General features: G+C 58.7%; 20 protein-coding genes and 1 tRNA gene. 10 read left to right on the top strand and 11 right to left on the bottom strand.

Annotated features, from left to right (window positions below):
• Positions 1 to 35 precede the first annotated feature (35 nt).
• The 8 genes from cysQ to CR254_RS04645 are packed head-to-tail and all read left to right on the top strand — an operon-like array spanning position 36 to position 9,218.
• Positions 36 to 824 (top strand): 3'(2'),5'-bisphosphate nucleotidase CysQ, encoded by a 789-nt coding sequence (gene cysQ, locus CR254_RS04610; protein WP_097928609.1) that lies wholly within the window; start codon positions 36 to 38, stop codon positions 822 to 824.
• Positions 824 to 1,624, top strand: coding sequence for a 3-deoxy-manno-octulosonate cytidylyltransferase (locus tag CR254_RS04615; protein ID WP_097928610.1), 801 nt, complete (start codon positions 824 to 826; stop codon positions 1,622 to 1,624). The genes cysQ and CR254_RS04615 overlap by 1 nt, the downstream gene beginning before the upstream one ends.
• Before the next feature lie 4 nt (positions 1,625 to 1,628).
• Positions 1,629 to 2,927 carry a glycosyltransferase family 2 protein gene (locus CR254_RS04620; protein ID WP_180955879.1) on the top strand — a complete coding sequence of 433 codons (1,299 nt, stop codon included), beginning with the start codon at positions 1,629 to 1,631 and terminating at the stop codon, positions 2,925 to 2,927.
• 23 nt (positions 2,928 to 2,950) lie between these two features.
• A complete protein-coding gene (gene galU / locus CR254_RS04625; protein ID WP_097928612.1) occupies positions 2,951 to 3,832 on the top strand; it encodes a UTP--glucose-1-phosphate uridylyltransferase GalU in 882 nt (293 codons plus the stop codon).
• A gap of 18 nt (positions 3,833 to 3,850) precedes the next feature.
• Positions 3,851 to 4,990: a glycosyltransferase gene (locus tag CR254_RS04630; RefSeq protein WP_097928613.1), complete on the top strand. Its 1,140-nt coding sequence runs from the start codon at positions 3,851 to 3,853 to the stop codon at positions 4,988 to 4,990.
• 10 nt (positions 4,991 to 5,000) lie between these two features.
• Positions 5,001 to 6,020 (top strand): glycosyltransferase family 2 protein, encoded by a 1,020-nt coding sequence (locus CR254_RS04635; RefSeq protein ID WP_097928614.1) that lies wholly within the window; start codon positions 5,001 to 5,003, stop codon positions 6,018 to 6,020.
• Between the two features lie 31 nt (positions 6,021 to 6,051).
• Positions 6,052 to 7,713, top strand: a complete 1,662-nt coding sequence (locus tag CR254_RS04640; RefSeq protein WP_097928615.1) for a DUF5927 domain-containing protein — start codon at positions 6,052 to 6,054, stop codon at positions 7,711 to 7,713.
• Positions 7,713 to 9,218 carry a hypothetical protein gene (locus CR254_RS04645; protein WP_097928616.1) on the top strand — a complete coding sequence of 502 codons (1,506 nt, stop codon included), beginning with the start codon at positions 7,713 to 7,715 and terminating at the stop codon, positions 9,216 to 9,218. The genes CR254_RS04640 and CR254_RS04645 overlap by 1 nt, the downstream gene beginning before the upstream one ends.
• On the opposite strand, the gene ptsN is transcribed toward CR254_RS04645, so the two are convergent.
• The 10 genes from ptsN to CR254_RS04695 all read right to left on the bottom strand — a co-directional run bounded on the left by ptsN (position 9,219) and on the right by CR254_RS04695 (position 16,391).
• Positions 9,219 to 9,686, bottom strand: coding sequence for a PTS IIA-like nitrogen regulatory protein PtsN (gene ptsN, locus CR254_RS04650; RefSeq protein ID WP_097928617.1), 468 nt, complete (start codon positions 9,684 to 9,686; stop codon positions 9,219 to 9,221).
• 38 nt (positions 9,687 to 9,724) lie between these two features.
• Positions 9,725 to 10,300 (bottom strand): ribosome hibernation-promoting factor, HPF/YfiA family, encoded by a 576-nt coding sequence (hpf, locus tag CR254_RS04655; RefSeq protein ID WP_097928618.1) that lies wholly within the window; start codon positions 10,298 to 10,300, stop codon positions 9,725 to 9,727.
• A 109-nt stretch (positions 10,301 to 10,409) separates the two neighbouring features.
• Positions 10,410 to 11,723 carry an RNA polymerase factor sigma-54 gene (gene rpoN, locus CR254_RS04660; protein WP_097928619.1) on the bottom strand — a complete coding sequence of 438 codons (1,314 nt, stop codon included), beginning with the start codon at positions 11,721 to 11,723 and terminating at the stop codon, positions 10,410 to 10,412.
• A 27-nt stretch (positions 11,724 to 11,750) separates the two neighbouring features.
• Positions 11,751 to 12,488 (bottom strand): LPS export ABC transporter ATP-binding protein, encoded by a 738-nt coding sequence (gene lptB, locus CR254_RS04665; protein WP_097928620.1) that lies wholly within the window; start codon positions 12,486 to 12,488, stop codon positions 11,751 to 11,753.
• Positions 12,488 to 12,973, bottom strand: coding sequence for an LptA/OstA family protein (locus tag CR254_RS04670; protein WP_097928621.1), 486 nt, complete (start codon positions 12,971 to 12,973; stop codon positions 12,488 to 12,490). The genes lptB and CR254_RS04670 overlap by 1 nt, the downstream gene beginning before the upstream one ends.
• The gene (gene lptC / locus CR254_RS04675; protein WP_097928622.1) at positions 12,970 to 13,572 is read right to left on the bottom strand and encodes an LPS export ABC transporter periplasmic protein LptC; all 603 of its coding nucleotides are present in this window, start codon (positions 13,570 to 13,572) and stop codon (positions 12,970 to 12,972) included. The genes CR254_RS04670 and lptC overlap by 4 nt, the downstream gene beginning before the upstream one ends.
• 4 nt (positions 13,573 to 13,576) lie before the next feature.
• On the bottom strand, positions 13,577 to 14,530 hold the full coding sequence (locus CR254_RS04680) for a KpsF/GutQ family sugar-phosphate isomerase (RefSeq protein ID WP_097928623.1): 954 nt from the start codon (positions 14,528 to 14,530) through the stop codon (positions 13,577 to 13,579).
• A gap of 67 nt (positions 14,531 to 14,597) precedes the next feature.
• Positions 14,598 to 15,209 (bottom strand): ribonuclease D, encoded by a 612-nt coding sequence (locus CR254_RS04685; protein ID WP_097928624.1) that lies wholly within the window; start codon positions 15,207 to 15,209, stop codon positions 14,598 to 14,600.
• Positions 15,210 to 15,351: 142 nt separating this feature from the next.
• A tRNA-Leu gene (locus CR254_RS04690) sits at positions 15,352 to 15,438 on the bottom strand.
• Between the two features lie 65 nt (positions 15,439 to 15,503).
• On the bottom strand, positions 15,504 to 16,391 hold the full coding sequence (locus CR254_RS04695; protein WP_097928625.1) for a LysR family transcriptional regulator ArgP: 888 nt from the start codon (positions 16,389 to 16,391) through the stop codon (positions 15,504 to 15,506).
• A gap of 79 nt (positions 16,392 to 16,470) precedes the next feature.
• Between CR254_RS04695 and CR254_RS04700 the strand changes: the two genes are divergently transcribed.
• Positions 16,471 to 17,073 (top strand): LysE/ArgO family amino acid transporter, encoded by a 603-nt coding sequence (locus CR254_RS04700; protein ID WP_180955880.1) that lies wholly within the window; start codon positions 16,471 to 16,473, stop codon positions 17,071 to 17,073.
• 67 nt (positions 17,074 to 17,140) lie between these two features.
• On the top strand, positions 17,141 to 18,145 hold the full coding sequence (locus CR254_RS04705; protein ID WP_097928626.1) for a complex I NDUFA9 subunit family protein: 1,005 nt from the start codon (positions 17,141 to 17,143) through the stop codon (positions 18,143 to 18,145).
• Here the strand turns inward: CR254_RS04705 and CR254_RS04710 are convergent.
• On the bottom strand, positions 18,142 to 18,945 hold the full coding sequence (locus tag CR254_RS04710; protein WP_097928627.1) for an undecaprenyl-diphosphate phosphatase: 804 nt from the start codon (positions 18,943 to 18,945) through the stop codon (positions 18,142 to 18,144). The genes CR254_RS04705 and CR254_RS04710 overlap by 4 nt on opposite strands.
• Positions 18,946 to 18,947: the final 2 nt, after the last annotated feature.

The raw sequence follows: 18,947 nt of genomic DNA on the forward strand, positions 1-18,947 counted from the left end.
GGCTAAATGTCCCGCTACAGCTAAGGATGAATGCCATGGACTACCAAAACGTTACCGCCACTTTCCGTAAACTCGCGCTTGAGGCAGGTGCGGTGATTATGGAAATCTATGGCGAGGATGATTTCAACGTCCGGTCCAAAGCTGATGAAAGCCCCGTAACCGCCGCGGATGAGGCAGCAGACGCGCTGATCTCCGCTGGTTTGCGGGCTGCATTCCCCGATATCGCATTGGTGACCGAGGAACAGGCAGATACCCACGGGCAAAGCGTTTCGACCTTTATCATCGTAGACCCGCTGGACGGCACAAAGGAATTCGTACAGCGGCGCGGTGAATTCACGGTGAACATCGCATTGGTTGAGGACGGCATCCCGACCCGCGGCATCGTCTACGCGCCCGCTGTTGGACGTCTGTTCTACACCGATGCATCCGGTCAGGCGGTTGAGGAAACCGGCGATTTCGGCACTATCGCTGGCCCAACCATCCCGATGAACGTCTCATCCGCGCAGGGCGCCCTGCGCATCGTTGCGTCGAAATCACATCGCGATGCGGCCACGGATGACTATATCGCAAAATACGAGGTGGCCGAGTTGGTCGCCGCCGGATCGTCGCTGAAATTCTGCCTCGTCGCGGCAGGAGAGGCCGATCTGTACCCCCGACTGGGTCGCACGATGGAATGGGACACGGCGGCGGGCGACGCGGTTCTGCGCGGTGCTGGCGGTACGGTTGTGCGCTTTGACGACCATACCCCGCTGGCCTATGGCAAATCCGGGTTCGAGAATCCGTTCTTCATCGCGGCACCTGCAACCCAGAAGCTGGAGCAGTAATGTCCGTCTTGATCCTGATCCCCGCCCGCTATGCCTCCACCCGCTATCCGGGTAAACCTCTGGTGGAATTGACCGGTGCCTCGGGTCAGTCACGGTCGCTGATCCGGCGCAGCTGGGATGCGGCACTGTCCGTTGCGGGTGCTGATCGTGTGGCGGTTGCCACCGATGATGACAGGATTGCGGATCATGCACGCGCCTTCGGGGCCGAGGTCATCATGACCTCCACCACCGCGCGCAACGGGACGGAGCGGTGCGCCGAGGCTGTGGCCGCGCTGGACACGCCCCCCGATATCGTCGTGAACCTGCAAGGGGACGCGCCGCTGACACCACCGTGGTTTGTTGAGGATCTGATCCGCGCCATGCAGGCTGACCCTGAAATGCAGGTCGCCACCCCCGTTCTGCGCACTGATGCCGCCGCATTGCGTGGCTTCCTTGAGGATCGCCGCAACGGGCGCGTTGGCGGCACAACCGCCGTATTCGACCGCGCGGGCCGTGGGATGTATTTCTCCAAGGAGGTTATCCCCTATACCGGCCGTGAATTCGCCGATGGTGAGGAAAACCCCGTTTTCCACCATGTTGGCGTATACGCATATCGCCCCGCCGCACTGGCCGCCTATTCCACATGGCCCGAGGGCCGTCTGGAAACGTGGGAGGGGCTGGAGCAACTGCGCTTCATGGAAAATGGCGTGCCGGTGCAGTGTGTTGAGGTTGACGCAAAGGGCCGCGCCTTTTGGGAGCTGAACAACCCTGTAGATGTTGAGCGGATCGAGGGCATCCTGCGCGATCACGGTCTCGACTAAGGTCATGCGACCGTCGGTCAGCGTTGTCGTTGTAAACAGGGGCCGTGAATGGTCCCTGTCGCTGACCCTACAGGCGCTGAAACGGCAACGCGGGATTACCGCAGAAATCATCGTCGTCTCTGATGCGCCGGCCCCACGGGACCTTAGCGTCACATGGCTGCGCCACGCGGATGCCAACATATCCAGCGCCCGGAATGCCGGATTGGTTGCCAGCAAAGGTGAGATCATTGCCTTTTGCGATGATGATGCCATTCCCGAACCGGACTGGCTACTGCAACTGTCAGCGGCATTTGATGCGCCTGTTATCGGCGCGGTTGGCGGGCCCGTTTTGGGCGGTAATGGCGTGCGCGTGCAATGGGGTGAAACCCGCTTTGACCGTGCGGGGCGGGATAGCCCTGATGGACCCTATGTAAAGTTGCACGGCACAAACATGGCCCTGCGGCGCACGGCCATTGCAGCGATAGGCGGCTTTGACACACGCTTCGCATATTATCTGGATGAAACCGACATGCTGCTGCGCCTTGTACAGGCCGGGTGGCGCAACAAATGGACCGTGGGGGCGCTGGTTCACCATGCCGCTCACAGCAACGCAGTGCGCGGCGCAGGGTCCACGATTGACGGATTTCGCCAGCTAGGACGCAGTGTGGCCGCCTTTACCCTCAGCCATGCAGATGAGGGCGAGGCCGCTCTGGCCGCGCAACACTTGCAACAGGTCCAATGGCACCGCCTGCGCAAAATGCACGATATCGGTTTTTTGTCAGGCACGGGTTTCGCCCGCCGGCTAGAGGCTGTCGAACACGGGTTACAAACCCCCGCACCACGCGCCACCCAAGTGAGCATTCCCACCGCCCACGCCACACCCCCATCGCCCCCAGCAGATAGGCCCCGCATCGCATTAGCCCCGCGCATGATTGACCGGCGTACGGCTAAATCAGTGGCGCGCGATCTAAATCAAAAGGGCTTTGACGTTACGCTCATCACCCAAACTTGGCTCAATCGCCCGATGCGCGTTCGATGGTGCCATGATGGATATTTCCATCATCGGGGTGGCCTTTTTCGCGACGGGAACCATGTGCCTAAATGGAACAGGGCAGTGATGTGGGAATTGATACGGACAGATGCGCACCGAAGATACACACATCTAATCCTAGGCAAACGACGCGGCGGTGGAGAGATTTTTGACTTAGGTCAAAAACCTATCGACCAAAGCTCAATAAACAGAAACAATAAGTTAGAGACAGTCGCGCGCTTTGACGCTAACTTGATCTTTGACGCACTGCAACATCAGGTGGCGCGGTGTTAGATGCTTTTAGAATTGGAGAAGATATGGAACGCAAGGTAACGAAAGCTGTATTTCCTGTTGCAGGGCTAGGCACGCGATTTTTGCCGGCGACCAAATCCATCCCCAAGGAAATCATGACTCTCGTGGATCGCCCGCTGATCCAGTACGCCATTGATGAGGCACGCGACGCGGGTATCAGCGATTTTATCTTCGTTACCGCACGCGGCAAGCAAAGCCTCGAAGACTATTTCGATAGTGCGCCCGAACTTGAAAGCACTTTGGCCGCAAAGGGTAAAACAGCCCTACTTAACGAGCTAAAGCGCACCGATATGGATTCCGGTGCAATTGCCTATATCCGTCAGCGTGAGGCACTCGGTCTGGGCCATGCCGTCTGGTGTGCGCGTCGCCTGATCGGGGATGAGCCGTTTGCTGTGCTGCTGCCCGATGACGTGATTCAGGGCGGACGCAGCTGTCTGGCCGATATGATCGAAACTCATTCGGAAACCGGCGGCAACGTGGTTGCTGCTATGGACGTACCGAACGAGATGGTTTCGTCCTACGGCATTCTGGGTGTATCCGAGGAAAACGGCGCACGTGTTAAGGTCGATCAGATGGTTGAGAAGCCGGACGTCGCCGATGCACCCTCCAACCTCGCCGTGATCGGGCGATATATCCTGACGCCACGCGTGCTGCAAAACCTGAACAGCAAGCAACGCGGCGCCGGCAACGAAATCCAGCTAACCGATGCCATCGCAGCGGAAATTTCAGGGCCGGACGGCGTTTACGGCCAGCGGTTCGAGGGTAAGCGGTTCGATTGCGGATCAAAGGCAGGCTACCTACAGGCGACAGTTGCCTTCGGATTGGCTCGTGATGAGCTGCGTCAGGATTTGACCGACTTCCTATCCACACTCGACCTCAACGCCTAACCGCACGGGGCCTCCCGGATGACCGGGATCATTTTTGACCTGAGCAGGAGCTTTTCCCGACTAGATCGGGGAACTCCAACAGGGATTGATCGCGTTGAGTGGTCGCTATTCACGGCCCTCTCCAAACTCGGCCCTGTTGAGGGGCTGATCCGCAGTGGCGGTCGCCATTGGACCGGACCGGCTGACAGTATCAGTCCCGCGGTGGGGCAGCATAACATCACAGATCTGACAGCACGATTGCAGCCATGGCGTGACATCACCCGACGCCGCGCCGAAAGCAGCATTCGCACTGCATTGGGACGCGGCAGCCGCTCATTGCCACGGGGGACGCAACAGGGGAAATGGCTGATCTGTGTTGGCCATTCCCTGCCCCCGCATCACATCGTGGCCAGATGGAAACGCGATGGCGGGCGGCTGGCCGTGCTGGTTCACGACCTTATCCCGCTGGATCATCCAGAATGGTCACGCCCTGCCCCCGCGAAGCGTTTTGCCAAAACGATGCAGGTCACGGCCGCTCATGCCGACTTGATCCTGCATCTGACGCAGGTTGGTCAGGACCGCTGGATCAGTCGTTATGGCACGCGCCCCGACCAAACCAATGCCCTGTTCCCGATGGGTGCGACCGAGCTCCCCAGCTTTCCTCGCCAGCCCAGCAAACGCCCCAATATGCTGATGATCGGCACGATTGAACCGCGCAAGGGGCACAAAACAATACTCGATATCTGGGATGATTTTGCACACCGCGCGGACCTCACCATCATCGGCACGCGGGGGTGGAACAGCCGAACCCTGTTCGAGCATCTGAACAGCCAACCCGCCGCGGTGCATGAGATTAACAATGCCTCTGATGCCGATATTGCGCAGCGAATCGCCACAGCGCACAGTCTGCTCTTTCCATCGAAGGCCGAGGGCTATGGCCTACCTGTGATGGAGGCGCGGGTACGGGGACTACCTGTGATTGCGTCAAACCTGTCAGAACTGCGTGAACTGCACGGGGATAGCATTGAATACGTAATGACACATGATATCACGGATTGGAGACTGGCAATCTCCAAAGCTCTCAATGAGCACAGATCGACGAGCGAGCAGGAACCGGTTTTGTGGGATTCATGGACGCACTCCGCCAAAGTTCTGAAGGCACAGATAGCCCTGCAATAATGGTTGCGAAATGAAGATCACTGCTATCCTCAACCAGCTACTACTGCGCGCGCGCCGTCGCCGTTTACAATTGCGTGCACGCCGCAAGCGGCGTGAGCTGAAGCCGGTGCAGAACCGCACAGCTAATATCCGCCCCGAAGATATTCTCGTTTTCACCACCCAACGTAACGAGTTGGACCGACTTCCCTACTTCCTGAATTATTATCGCAAAATTGGCTGCAACCACTTTGTGATCGTCGATAATGCCTCAACCGATGGCAGCCGCGAATATCTAGAGGAACAGGACGATGTGTCGCTGTGGCACACCGATGCCAGCTATCGCAGCGCCCGATTTGGCTGTGACTGGCTCAACGGGCTACAGGCGCTATATGCCCATGGCCACTGGACGCTGACCGTGGATGTTGACGAATTCCTCGTCTATCCGCATTCCGACACGCGCCCACTAAATGCGATGACAGATTGGTTGGATTCATCCTCTGTAAAGTCATTTAGCGCAATGCTGCTGGACATGTACTCAAAGGGCCCGATCTCTCAGACACATTACAGGCGCGGGCAGAACCCGTTTGACCTGTTGCGATGGTTTGATCCGGGCAATTACTTGATTCGCAAGGATCGCCGTCACGGCAATTTGTGGATTCAGGGCGGCCCGCGCATGCGCAACGTCTTTGCGACAGAACCGGCTCGCGCCCCAGCGTTAAACAAGATTCCACTCGTCAAATGGCATCGTGGTTACGTATACACCAGCTCGACGCACAGTTTACTGCCACGCGGGCTAAATCGTGTGTTTGATGAATGGGGCGGAGAGAAGCCATCAGGCTGCCTTCTTCACGCCAAATTCCTCAGCTTAATTGGTTCGAAGGTTGACGAGGAACTTGAACGAAAGCAACACTATGCTGGAGGACGCGAGTACCAAGCTTACCAGGAGACGATTGAACAAAACGGCACGTTCTGGACTGAGGGGTCTGTCGAGTACGTGGGATGGAGGCAACTCGAGGGATTAGGACTGATGTCCTCGGGGAGTTGGATTTGAGGGGGCAAAAGTGAGTGTAGGCATTTGCATAATGTCACACCACCACCTGTATCGGGTGGAGGAGTTGGCGCGACATTTCGCGGCAGCCGATTGCAGAGTCGTCATTCATGTCGATTCAAACACTCCCCAAACCGAATTCGATGCGCTCAAGGACGCACTATCCGATACCGACACGATCTTTGCGGAACGCCGCCGCTGCGAATGGGGCACGTTTGCGCTGCATGATGCCTCGCTGGAATCCGCCCGACTGCTGATCGATACATTTGAGGATGTGGACCATGTTTGCCTGATCAGCGGGTCCTGCCTGCCGATCCAATCGGTCAGCGCATTGAAATCCCACCTTGCGCGCAACCGCGACACTGATTTCGTCGACACCCATTTTCTGGACGAGGAAAAGTGGATCCATGGCGGCCTGTCCGAGGAACGATTCACCCTGTTCTTCCCGTTTGGCTGGCAATCGCGCCGCTGGTGGTTCGACCGTGCGGTGGACCTGCAACGCCGTTTTCGTATTCAGCGCACCATTCCGCAGCATCTGCGCATCGCAGTCGGCTCTCAATGGTGGACCCTGTCCCGCGGCACGCTGCGCCGGATTCTGGATGACCCGCTAAAGCCCAAAACAGATGCCTATTTCCGCAAATGCTGGATTGTGGATGAGGCATATGTTCAAACGCTGGTACACACGCATACACGCCGCTTGGTCAATCAAACCCTGTGTTTGAGCGAATTTGACCCGCAGGGTAAGCCGTTCACCTTCTATGACGACCACGCGCACCTACTGCGGGGCAGCGCCTCGCACTTTTTCGCGCGCAAGGTGTGGCACGGCGCCAGCGGTCTGTACAATAAATACCTAAACGGTGTGGAGCCGATGATCGCCGCACGTCGCCCCAAGCGTGGCTCGCTCGACGATCTCGTTGCCGAGGGGCGTAAAAACCGCTGCGTCGGTCGCCCCGGCCTGCTGATGCAAAGCCGTTTTCCCGTCCAGGCCTTTGAGCCGCAGCATGTCACGGCGCGCCCTTATCTGGTGCTGGACGGTTATGACCTGTTATTCGAGGATATCCAACTGTGGCAAAAGTCGCTCGGCATCGGGCGTGCCCATGGGCGGATTTTTAATAAAAACTCCGTGGAATTTGACGGCAATGCGCAGGTTATGCCCGGCAGTGTTGTTGCAAATCCACGCATCCGCGACTGGAATACCGAGCAGTTCCTGACCAACCTGATCTGGCACACACGGGACGAGCAGCAAAGTTTTCAGTTCCACGTCTCCGACAGCACACGCATGGCCTCGTTCATCCTAAAGGACCCGAATGCCCATGTTCTGTTTATCAAGGGCGCGTGGGCCCTCGGCATGACACAAAAACCGGATGAGAGTGCCGCAGCATATCGCCGTCGGGCAATGCGCCTTAAATTGCTAGAGCAAAAGCACATTAATGAGTTGGAAAGCAATAAAACCCGCGCACAGGTGCAAAGCTGGACCCTCGCGCAGGTGATTGCCGACCCGACACTACCGCTAAACGCCCTTGCGCAGATGATCGAGGGCAGCCAAGCTGCACAAACAGGGCATATGCCAAAAATGCGCAAGGAACACGGGTTGAACGAACTGGCCTACAACATGACGACAGCAGGCATTTCTGCACCGGCATCGGGCATTGGCGCGGCGAATATTCGGCACCTTAAACAATCTGATACTGGCTGATGGCGCAAAGCCCATACCGATACTTTGCCATTTTGGGCGTGATGCGCACGGGATCGAACCTGCTGCAACGCACGCTGGACCAGATACCTTCGCTGAATTGTTACGGTGAACTGTTCAATCCGGCATTTATCAACGACCCATCCAATCAAACTGATTTCGGCATGACCTGCGCCGAGCGTGACGCCGACCCAATGTCGCTGATCGATAAAATGGTCGCATCTGGCAAACCACGCACCCTTTCAGGGTTTCGCCTGTTCGAGGGGCACAATGCGCAGGTTACCTCCGCCGTTCTACACGACCCGACAGCGGCCAAGATTATGCTGCGCCGAAACCCGCTGGACAGCTACGTTTCCCTCAAGATTGCGAAGGAAACCGACCAGTGGATGCTGATGAAACAACGGGCGCGGCGCAGCGTGCAAATCCATTTCGACATTGCCGAATATCGCGATTACGTGGCGCAATCTGACAGCTTTTATGCCCGCGCATTACACATGATGAAGGTTGCCGGCCAAACACCGTTCATTATCGATTTTAGCGAACTAAACGACGTGGCAATCATCAACGGCATCGCCTCGTGGCTGGGCACGCCGGATCGGCTCGATTCGATTGAAACCACCATCCAGCGCCAAAATCCTGGCCCGATGGAGGAGAAGGTCGAAAATTACGCTGAGATGGTAGACCTGCTGCGGAATGAGGGCGGCATGCACCGCACCGGTGAGGGCGCGCGCAGCGACCGTGCTGGTGGCTTGCGATATATGTACACCACGCAAAATGCACCGTTACTATACGCCTCGATCCCGGGTGGCCCGAACGAGCAGGTGCTGCGCTGGCTGCACGGCGTGGATGGTGGCGATGCCCAGCGGCGGGATTTCCCGCAGCTGATGGAAAACGCGCCGCCCTTTGGCAGCATCCAGAATCGCAAAGCACTGACCGATTGGCAGCAAACCCACCCCGGCCATGTCTGCTTTACCAGTGTCCGGCACCCAGTGGCACGGGCCTATGATGTGTTTATGAACCGCGTCTTTGGTGGAGCGGGGCAGGAAACATTCCCGCGCATCCGTAATTACGCCCATGAACAGTTCAGCATGTACCTACCGGTTGAGGGCCGCACCGATCGGGCGGAGCTGGAGCGCGCAGGCTATGACGTCACACGGCACAGGGCCAGCTTCAGCGCATTCCTTGATTTTCTGCGGGCCAATCTGGCAGGCCGCACTCCCATGCGTAAGGACGCCCTGTGGACCGCGCAGGCCGAATTTGTTGAGGGGTTCTCCTCAGCCGTGACCCTGCACCTGATCCTGCGTGAGGAAGACCTGATCGCAGGCGCTGCCTATATGCGCAAACGGTTCAACCTTGGCGATTTACGCAATGGAGTGCTGCGCGATTCAGGACAGGATCACATCTTCGCCCTGCGCGAAATCTGGACACCGCAGATCGAGGCTCAGTGCCGCGCGATCTACGGTCGTGATTATCACCAGTTCGGATTCAAGGATTGGAGCGCGAGCTGATCAGGCCGCGCGCGATGCGGCCGGTTCGGTCAAAATCGCGTATAGCGCAGAAGCGTCACCTGTGGACCGCAGCTTGTCGCAAATCTGCGCATCGCGCAGTGTGCGTGACACACGGGCCAGCGCACGCAAGTGCTCCGCTCCGGCCTCCTGCGGGGCCAGCAGCATAAAGACCAGATCAACGGGCAAGCCATCGACAGCCTCGAAATCCACGGGCTTCTCCAACCGCGCGAAATAGCCGACCACACGGTCCAGCTGGCTTAGGCGTGCATGGGGGATGGCAACACCGCCCCCCATACCAGTTGGGCCGAGGCTTTCGCGTTCCTGCAATGCATCCAGGCACTGTGACGCGGGTACCAACGGGTCACGGCCAGCAGCGAAGCTGGCCATTTCCTGCAGGAGCCGTTTTTTGCTACCGACCTTTAGACCGGTCATCACCGCGTCAGAGCCAATAATGTCTAATAGCTCCATAGAGCTCACCTGCATGTATCATTGCGAGAACGTGTTACTCAGGACATCGTTCTGGGATCAATCCACCCGACATTCCCATCGTCGCGGGTGTAAACCACATTAACGCCGCCATGTGAAGAGTTTCGGAACACAAGGAACGCGGTTCCCCACAGCTCCAACTGCATCACGGCCTCACCAACAGATAATGTCAGAACCGGTGTCTTCGTCTCTGCGATGATTACGGGTTGCAGCGTCTCTGGCTCATCATCTTCTGTATGTTCAGGATTTGCCAGTACATAGGATGGTGCACCGATCATTTCGATCGGGTCGCTGCGGTCCTTGTGATGATCCTTTAGGCGGCGCTTGTACCGGCGCAGCTGCTTTTCCATTTTATCTGCGGCCGAATCGAAGGCGGCGTAAATCTCCGTCGCGCGTCCGGTGGCCTGAGTCGTCATACCCGTAGATAGATGAACAGATGCATCACATTTGAATTCATGGGCGTCCTTGGAGAAGGTAACATTCCCCTCGGTTGCTCGTCCTGCATATTTCCCAGCCACGTCCTGAATACGATCGGACACATGGCTTCGCATGGCATCGCCCACGTCGATATGCTTACCGCTTACCTGAATTCGCATGGATAGTCCCCTTTTGCATTACGCGCCGAAATTGGCGCGGGGTTGAGGGCATCTTGTCTAAATTCAGCGTTGGGAGTTCGGGCGTTAGCGGCCCGCTCAACCCAGCTTCTCAGCCCCGCTTGGCGGATTTGAGACGACGACGCTGAACCGATGACGGGATGCCCATAACATCACGGTATTTCGCAATCGTTCTGCGCGCAATATGAATACCGTCATCTTTTAAAATGGTTACGAGTGCGTCATCACTCAATGGTCGATCTGGGTTTTCCCCCTGAAACAGCTTTCGCAGGCGCGCATGTACCGCCCCGGCGGCAAATCCGTCGCCCTGTCCCGTTGCCGGAACCCCCTGACTGAAGAAGCCGCGCAACTGCCGCACGCCATGGGGGGACAGGATGTATTTATTGGCAACCACGCGACTGACGGTCGATTCGTGAACGCCGATTTCCTCCGCCAATTTAGCCATGGATAGAGGGCGCAATGCGATTTCACCCTCCTCGAAAAAGCCCCGCTGATGGCGCAGCAATGCCTCCGAGACCTTCAGAATCGATTGCGCACGTTGTTCCAGCGCCCGAACCAGCCAATTTGCGCTGGCCTTGCAGGTGCTGATGAATTGCGCGGCTTCCTCACCACTGGCGGACACCTCACTGGCATAGATGTCGTTGACCAGAACACGGGGCAAGGTTTCACTGTTCAGTTCCACATACCAACCGGCGGCGCGCTTCTGCACGATGACATCCGGCACGATCACGGGGGCTGTCGCGTCCTCGGCATAGGCTTGTCCCGGCCGCGGGTCCAAATCCCGCAGCAGGGCAAGCCGAGCCGCAAACTCCGCCGCATCCAAGCCTGTGCGTTCGATCAATGCGGCACGGCCTGCCCCTGCAATGCTGGTCAGGTTTTCGCAGATCAGCCGCATTTCAGGGTCCAACAGGCCCCGCTCATCCAGTTGCAACGCGAAACATTCGCCAAGGCTGCGCGCCCCAACGCCCGCCGGATCACAGGCCTGTACCAAGGCCAGCGCCGATTCCACCTTACCCGTGACCACGCCGTAGCGATCCGCGATTTCAAACAGGGGCGCCGCCAACCGGCCATCTGCGTCCAGCTCATCCACTAGGGCCTGTGCCAGTTGCCGCGTGCGTGCCCCCGCCCGCATCCCCCCGATTTGCGCCAATAGATGCGCGCGCAGGGTGATGCTTTCCGCCACATTTGCGGCACGGTCGAAATCCTCACCGCCACTGGCGGCAACGCCCCCTGAAACGGGGCGGGACCGGTCGAGTTCGAGGATCGGATTCTTATCGACCTCCTCACCCACGCGATCCAGCAGTTCACTGGCCGACAGTTGCAGCAACGCAATCGCCTGCGTTAGCTGCGGCGTCATGCGCAACTGCTGTGTTTGCTTTAGGTCGAGACGTTGCGTTAGCGACATGGCACAGGGTCTACCACGAATACGCGGTCAGAGGCGAAATCCATCGCCCAGATAGACACGCCGCACATTTTCATCCGCCACCACATCCTCGGGCGTGCCGGACATCAGCACCGTGCCGTCATGCAGGATATAGGCGCGGTCGATAATCTCCAATGTCTCACGCACATTATGGTCAGTGATCAGCACGCCAAGGCCACGATCCCGCAATTGCCGCACCAGATCGCGAATCTCACCCACGGCAATCGGATCAACACCGGCGAATGGCTCGTCCAGCAGCACATAGGCCGGCCGCGAGGCAAGGCAGCGCGCAATCTCGACCCGCCGCCGCTCACCACCGGACAGCGCGACGGAGGGCGTGCGCCGCAAGTGAGTGATCGAAAATTCCGCCAGCAATTCATCTAGCTGCTGTTCACGGCGGTCGGATTTCGGCTCAACCAATTCCAGCACAGCGCGGATATTATCCTCAACGGACAATCCCCGAAAAATCGAGGCTTCCTGCGGCAGATACCCAACGCCCAGCCGCGCGCGGCGATACATCGGCAGGAATGTCGCGTCGGTCCCGTCGATTGTGATCGTGCCGGCATCCGGCGTGACCAATCCCGTGATGGAATAAAAACACGTCGTCTTACCCGCGCCATTCGGCCCGAGCAGGCCAATAACCTCACCCCGCTGAACGGTTAGCGAGATATCCCGCAGCACGGGGCGTTTTTTGTAGGATTTCCCCAGATTCGCAATCTGAAGGCCCTGCGCGTCAGCCTGCACCATCACTGCGACTGCGGAACAAATACCGTGCGCACGCGGCCCGCGAACTCACCGGTGCCTTCGTTCAGGTTGATGCGCATCGACTGCGCGCTCAACGCGCTTTGCCCCTGTGTCAGCAGAACATCGCCCTGCATTTCCAGAAATCCTGTCTCAACATTGTAATCCGCGCTCTGCCCCTCGGCGGCCTCGGTTCCGCTGGACAGTAGGACATTGCCGGTGGCGACCATCTGGCGAATATCACCGGTGCCCTGATCATAGCTGACCAGCATCTGATCGGCGCGCAGGGTCAACGCGCCCTGCAAAACCTCAACATTACCGATAAATTCCGCAGTCTGCGCCTGCTGGCTAACACCCAGACGGTCCGACGCGATCTCAACCGGTTGCGAGCTGTCATGGCGGAACGACGAGAATGGCTGTGACGCCTGCGCGAGCACACTGCCAGCTATCATCAGGGCAGCAATCAAAGTACCCGCAAATCGTTTCGTCATTCCGTTTCCTCCGCCATCCGGTCTGGGTCGATGCTTAGCCGAACATCCCCCTCGAACCAAATAATATCGTCGCCCGTGGGCATCTGTTCTGTTCGTAGACTATTCGCACGCAATTGCGCACCGGGTGAAGTTAGTTCCAGTGGCGATGGTAAGGATAAGGAGCGGTCGTTCAATCCAACAACCGCACTGTCCGTTACCAGCTGTGCCCCGCTTTGCGTATGCAGATCAACGCCACCACTCAGGGTAAGCTGTTTATCATCGCCACTATACACGCCCTCAGCCGCGATCATTTCGACCGGGTCCAACTCGCGCTCCACCCGCGCAGTCACATCGCGCAGGCGATACCCGCTCAGGACTGGCACCGCGAATTCCGCGCGCAGTGAATAGGGGGTGCCGTCGGCCAGCTCACCCGCCAAGCGGGGCGACAGGACGCCCTCCTCGAAATCCAGCCCCTCAGGCAATTCGCCCAGCAGGCTTTCGTCGAAATCAATGCGATCCTGATCGATCAGGAAAATCGTGCTCAGCAAAACAACAGCCGCCATCGGCAGCACAATCTTCAGGTAGCGGACCAGCCGTGAATATCCTGGACCGCGCGCCATATGCTTACACCACCCCTGCCCGCAGCAGGTCATGCACGTGAACGATCCCGACGGGGGCACTATCCTGCGTCACGAACAGCGTGGTCACACGTCCCGACATGCGGGCCAAAGCCGCCTCGGCCAGTTCGCCCGCCTCGATCGTTTTGGGGTTCGCGCTCATCACATCACCGGCGGAGCGGGCCAGCAGGCCGTCCATGTTCCGACGCAAATCGCCATCGGTGATGACACCGACCAGACGGCCATCCTCGATCACGCCCGCGGTGCCGAAGCCCTTTTGCGTGATCGTCAGCAGCGTTTCAGACATCGGCGTGTCGCGTGCAACCAGCGGCATTTCATCGCCGGAATGCATCAGATCGCCAACCTTGACGAGGCGCGCACCCAGTTTGCCGCCGGGGTGGAACACGCGGAAATTCTCGGGTGTGAAATCCCGTTGCTTCATCAACGCAACCGCCAGCGCATCGCCCAGCGCCAATGTCAGCGTGGTGGAGGTCGTCGGCGCCAAGCCGTTCGGGCATGCCTCGGGCGCGTCAGGCAACAGGATCGCCACGTCGGATTGCTTTAGCAGCGTTGAATCCGCCCGCTTTGCCACGCCGATCAGCGGAATGGTAAAGCGGCGCGAATGGGCGATGATGTCGTTCAGTTCAGGCGTTTCACCCGAATTGCTCAGCACGATCAGGCTGTCATGGGGTGTCACCATGCCCAGATCGCCGTGGCTTGCCTCACCCGGATGCACATATTGCGCCGGCGCGCCGGTGGAGGCGAATGTCGCTGCCATCTTGCGCCCCACATGGCCCGACTTTCCCATACCGGAAATGACGATGCGCCCCTTGGTGGCCAGCAGAACCTGCACCGCCTCGGCAAAGCTGTCGCCCAGCGTATCGGCAAAACCGGCCAGTGCGGCGCTCTCAATCCGCAGAACCTCACGGCCTGCGTCGATCATTTTTTGTGTGTCGCTCATCTGGTGTACCTAGGTGGCCGCATAAACAAGGTAAAGTCGCGCATCCCTGTGACGCAGGGTTTATACGTCAATGTGAGAAGATGTCCGTCTCTGGCCAACCGGCGAGGTCAAGCGCCGCACGCGTTGGCAGAAAATCAAAACAGGCCTGCGCGGTTTCCATCCGCCCCTCACGCAGCAACCTGCGGTTCAGCACCTCACGCAGGCGGTGCAGGAACAGAACATCCGAGGCGGCGTAGTTCTGCTGCGCCTGTGTCAGGACCTTTGCACCCCAATCGCTGGATTGCTGCTGTTTGGAAATATCCACGCTCAGCAATTCGTGCAGCAGGTTTTTCAATCCGTGCCGGTCCGTATAGGTCCGCACCAGTTTCGACGCGATCTTGGTGCAATATACCGGCGCTGTGACGGCTCCGAACCGGTGCTGCAAAACGGCAATATCAAAACGGCCATAGTGGAACAGCTTCAACACATCGGGATTGGTCAACATCGCCACCATATTAGGCGCGTCGGTTTGATCCTGCGTGATTTGCACCAGATGTGCATCCCCGTCGCCAGCGGATAGTTGGACCAGACACAGCCGGTCGCGATGCGGGATCAGGCCCATGGTTTCGGTGTCGATCGCCACAACCGGACCAAGGTCCAGCCCGTCAGGCAGGTCGTTGAGATGCAGGTGGATCGCCATGTGCCCTCCGAAAAGCAGATTTCAAATGGCTTAATCTATTCGCCCCGCAGGCACACCCCTGAATTACATGTGTGGCCAGAGCATTTCGGGTTCCCAACAAGCAAAAGCCCCCAGAACCGAAGTTCCAAGGGCTTTTTGATATTGGTGCCCAGGAGAGGACTCGAACCTCCACATCGTTTCCAATACTGGCACCTGAAGCCAGCGCGTCTACCAATTCCGCCACCTGGGCAGGTGTCGTGAAGGGGCGTTTAGACCTGTGCGCAGGGGGTGTCAACGGCAATCGATCAGGAAAATTCAAACTTCGCAAAACTGTTTGCGCGCAGCCCCCCGCACCGCCTGTGTCACGGGGGCCAATTGCGCCCCTATACGTCGGTTCCAATGCCAATATAGCGGGGTGCTGAACGCGCCCCCCATATCCACCAAACGCCCATCCGCGATTTGGTCCCGCACGAGGGGGTACGGATTCAGCCCCCAACCAATGCCCCGCTCCGCCGCCTCAACGAACGCCGTGGTCGAGGGCAGCCAATGGACCGGCGCACCCGCTACCCGCCCATATCCTTGCTGCTCCAGCCAGCGTCGCTGCAACCCATCCTTGGCATTAAACACCAGCATTGGCGCCTGCGAGAGGGACGTGGCACACAGCCCGTCCGCAAACCACCGCGCCATAAAGTCAGGGCTGGCCGTGGCACGATATGCCAACGCTCCCAACGGGCGCACATCGCATCCACGAACCTCCGCCGGTGAGGCCGTGATCGCCGCCATCACATCACCGCGTTGCAACCAAGCATGACTGTGATCCTGATCGTCCAACACCAGATCGAATTGCATTCCATCAATCGCGGCCATTGCGCCCAAAAACCAGGTGGCCAAACTATCCGCGTTCAGCGCAATCCGGATGCGCGGCCAGATCCCCGATGCCTGCAAGCCCAGATCGGCCTGCAATCCATGCTCCAGCAGAGCAACCTCATCCGCGTGCTGGCGCAACCGCCTGCCCGCCTGTGTGGCGCTACAGGGTCGCCCGCGCAGGATTAGCGGCGCACCGACATGATCCTCCAGCCGCTGGATGCGCTGCGTAATAGCAGATGGCGTCACCCCCAGCGCGGCGGCGGCACCGTCAAAACTGCCAGTTTCCAGAATGGCGCGCAGGGCGGACAAAGCGGCGGGATCAATGTGATTAAGCATAGCTTAATTAGATGCAGAACTTCTCATTTTTACTCAAGCACTTCCGGCCCTATCACAGCCCCAACAGGGAGAGACCACCATGATCGAAGCACTTTTCGCCGGATATGCCCTAGGGCTGGGATTGATTCTCGCCATTGGCGCCCAAAACGCCTTTGTCCTGCGCCAAGGGTTGCGCGGCGAGCACATCTTTATGATCTGCCTGACCTGCGCGCTGTCCGACGCATTGCTGATTCTGGCCGGTGTTGGCGGGTTCGGTGTGCTGGTTGAAACGGCCCCGTGGGTCGAGCCGGTCTTCCTATATGGCGGCGTTGCCTTCCTGCTGGTCTACGGTTTTCGCAGTTTTCGCGCGGCATTTACCGCGACAGATGCCTTGTCGCCCAGCGATACGGCACCCGCGCGGCTAGGCACGGTTTTGGCAACCTGTCTGGCGCTGACATGGCTGAACCCCCATGTTTATCTGGATACGTTAGTCTTTGTCGGCTCCGTCTCGACACAATTTGATCCCCATCGGTGGAGCTTCGGTGCGGGCGCGGTCATGGCCTCGTTCAGCTTTTTCTTTGCGCTGGGATATGGCGCACGACTGCTGCGTCCGTTTTTCGCGCGCCCCTCGGCATGGCGCATACTGGACGGATTGGTGGGTGTTGTGATGTGGGTGATCGCTCTCGGATTGTTACTCCGGTGATACGCCCCCTTGCCGCACGGGGTTTGCGCAAGTATTCACAAACGCAAGCAGATGTAGGAGCGCGCAGATGAGCAGCCAGTCCACCCTAGTCACGCCACCGATTGCAACGGTCTTTGGCGGATCCGGTTTTGTCGGCCGCTATATCGTGCAGGCCCTTGTACGTGACGGCTGGCGTGTTCGCGTCGCGGTGCGTCGCCCGAACGAGGCGACCTTCACCATGCCCTATGGCCGCGTAGGTCAGGTTCAGCCGATTCAGGCAAATATCCGTGACGAGGATTCGACCCTTGCAGCCATTCGCGGCGCATCGGCTGTCGTGAACTGCGTTGGCATTCTGTACCCGCATGGCAAACAGGAACTGGACGCCGTGCAGGTTGAGGGCGCCGAGCGTATCGCCCGTCTGGCCAAGGCTGAAGGCGTACAGCAACTGCTGCACCTTTCCGCAATCGGCGCAGATGCCGATTCCGCCAGCATCAACGCACGGACCAAAGGTCAGGGCGAGCAAGCCGTTCTGGCCGCCTTCCCCGAGGCATCTATCCTGCGCCCCTCGCTGGTATTCGGAACCGAGGACTCTTTCTTCAACCGTTTCGGCACCATGGCCGCAGATCTACCGCTGATCCCGATGATTGGTGGCGCGACCCGTTTCCAGCCGGTCTATGTGGATGACATCGCGCTGGCCGCAGCCAAAATCCTGCGCGGCGATGCGAAACCCGGCACATACGAGCTGGGCGGCCCTGACATCGAGACCTTCCGTCAGTTGCTGGAGCGTCTGGTCAGCACCATCCGCCGTCGGCGTGTGCTGGTTCCCGTTCCGGCAGGTCTGGCAAAACTGGGCGCACATCTGCTGAACCTGTTGCCCAAGCTGACCTTCGGCATCCTGCCCAACTCCATCCTGACACCGGGTCAGGTTATCCAGCTACAGCAGGATAATGTAGTGGCAGATGATGCGATGACCTTTGACGATCTGGGCATCGTTCCGCGGGATATGGATGGCATCCTCGACAGCTATCTGTGGCGTTTCCGCCCCAGCGGGCAGTTCTCCGATATCCTCGAATCCGCTAAAAACCTGCGTTAAGCCATGTAGGCGACGCCCAGCAGGGCGATGCCCAGGATGACGCGGTAAATCACATAGGGCGTATAGCTTACGCTGTTGAGGAATCGCATCATCAGGCTCAGCGCAACCAGCGCCGATAGCCCTGCAAATATTGCGGCAATCCCTGCATCGCGCCACACCTCGGCGCTGGCTGTGGGCAGGTCCAACGCGATCAGCCCCCCCGCCATCACAATGGTCGGGATCGACATCAGCATCGACAACCGCGCCGCAGAAACACGGTCATAGCCCAGAAAACGCGCGCCGGTGATGGTAATACCGGACCGCGACGTGCCGGGGATCAGGGCAACAGCCTGCCACAGCCCCATGATAATGGCATGGCGAAACGTCCATTCCGTATCCGCCCGATCTGCCGGGCTGGCCTTATCCGCCCAATATAACACGATGCCGAAAACCAGCATGGTCCAGCCAATCACCGTGATTGAGCGCATCTGATCGTTCAGGCCCGTGACCTTCAGGATCAGGCCCACAATCACCACAGGCACCGTCGCAATCGCCAAGGCCAATGCCAAATGCGCCGCTGGTGTCGTGAGCCGTCCGCGCAGCACATCCAGCGTCCCACGCAGGGCTACAGCGACCTCAGCCCTGAAATAGCCGATAACCGCGACCAATGTTCCGACATGCACGGCAACGTCCAACGTTACGCCCTGATCCTGCGCTCCGGTCAAAGCGGGTAATAGGATAAGGTGGCCGGATGAAGAAATTGGTAAGAACTCAGTGATACCTTGTATCAGCGCAAGCATGAGCAAGTCGAACAATGGCATTG

This window comes from Pontivivens marinum (assembly GCF_900231835.1).
GTDB lineage: Bacteria > Pseudomonadota > Alphaproteobacteria > Rhodobacterales > Rhodobacteraceae > Pontivivens > Pontivivens marinum.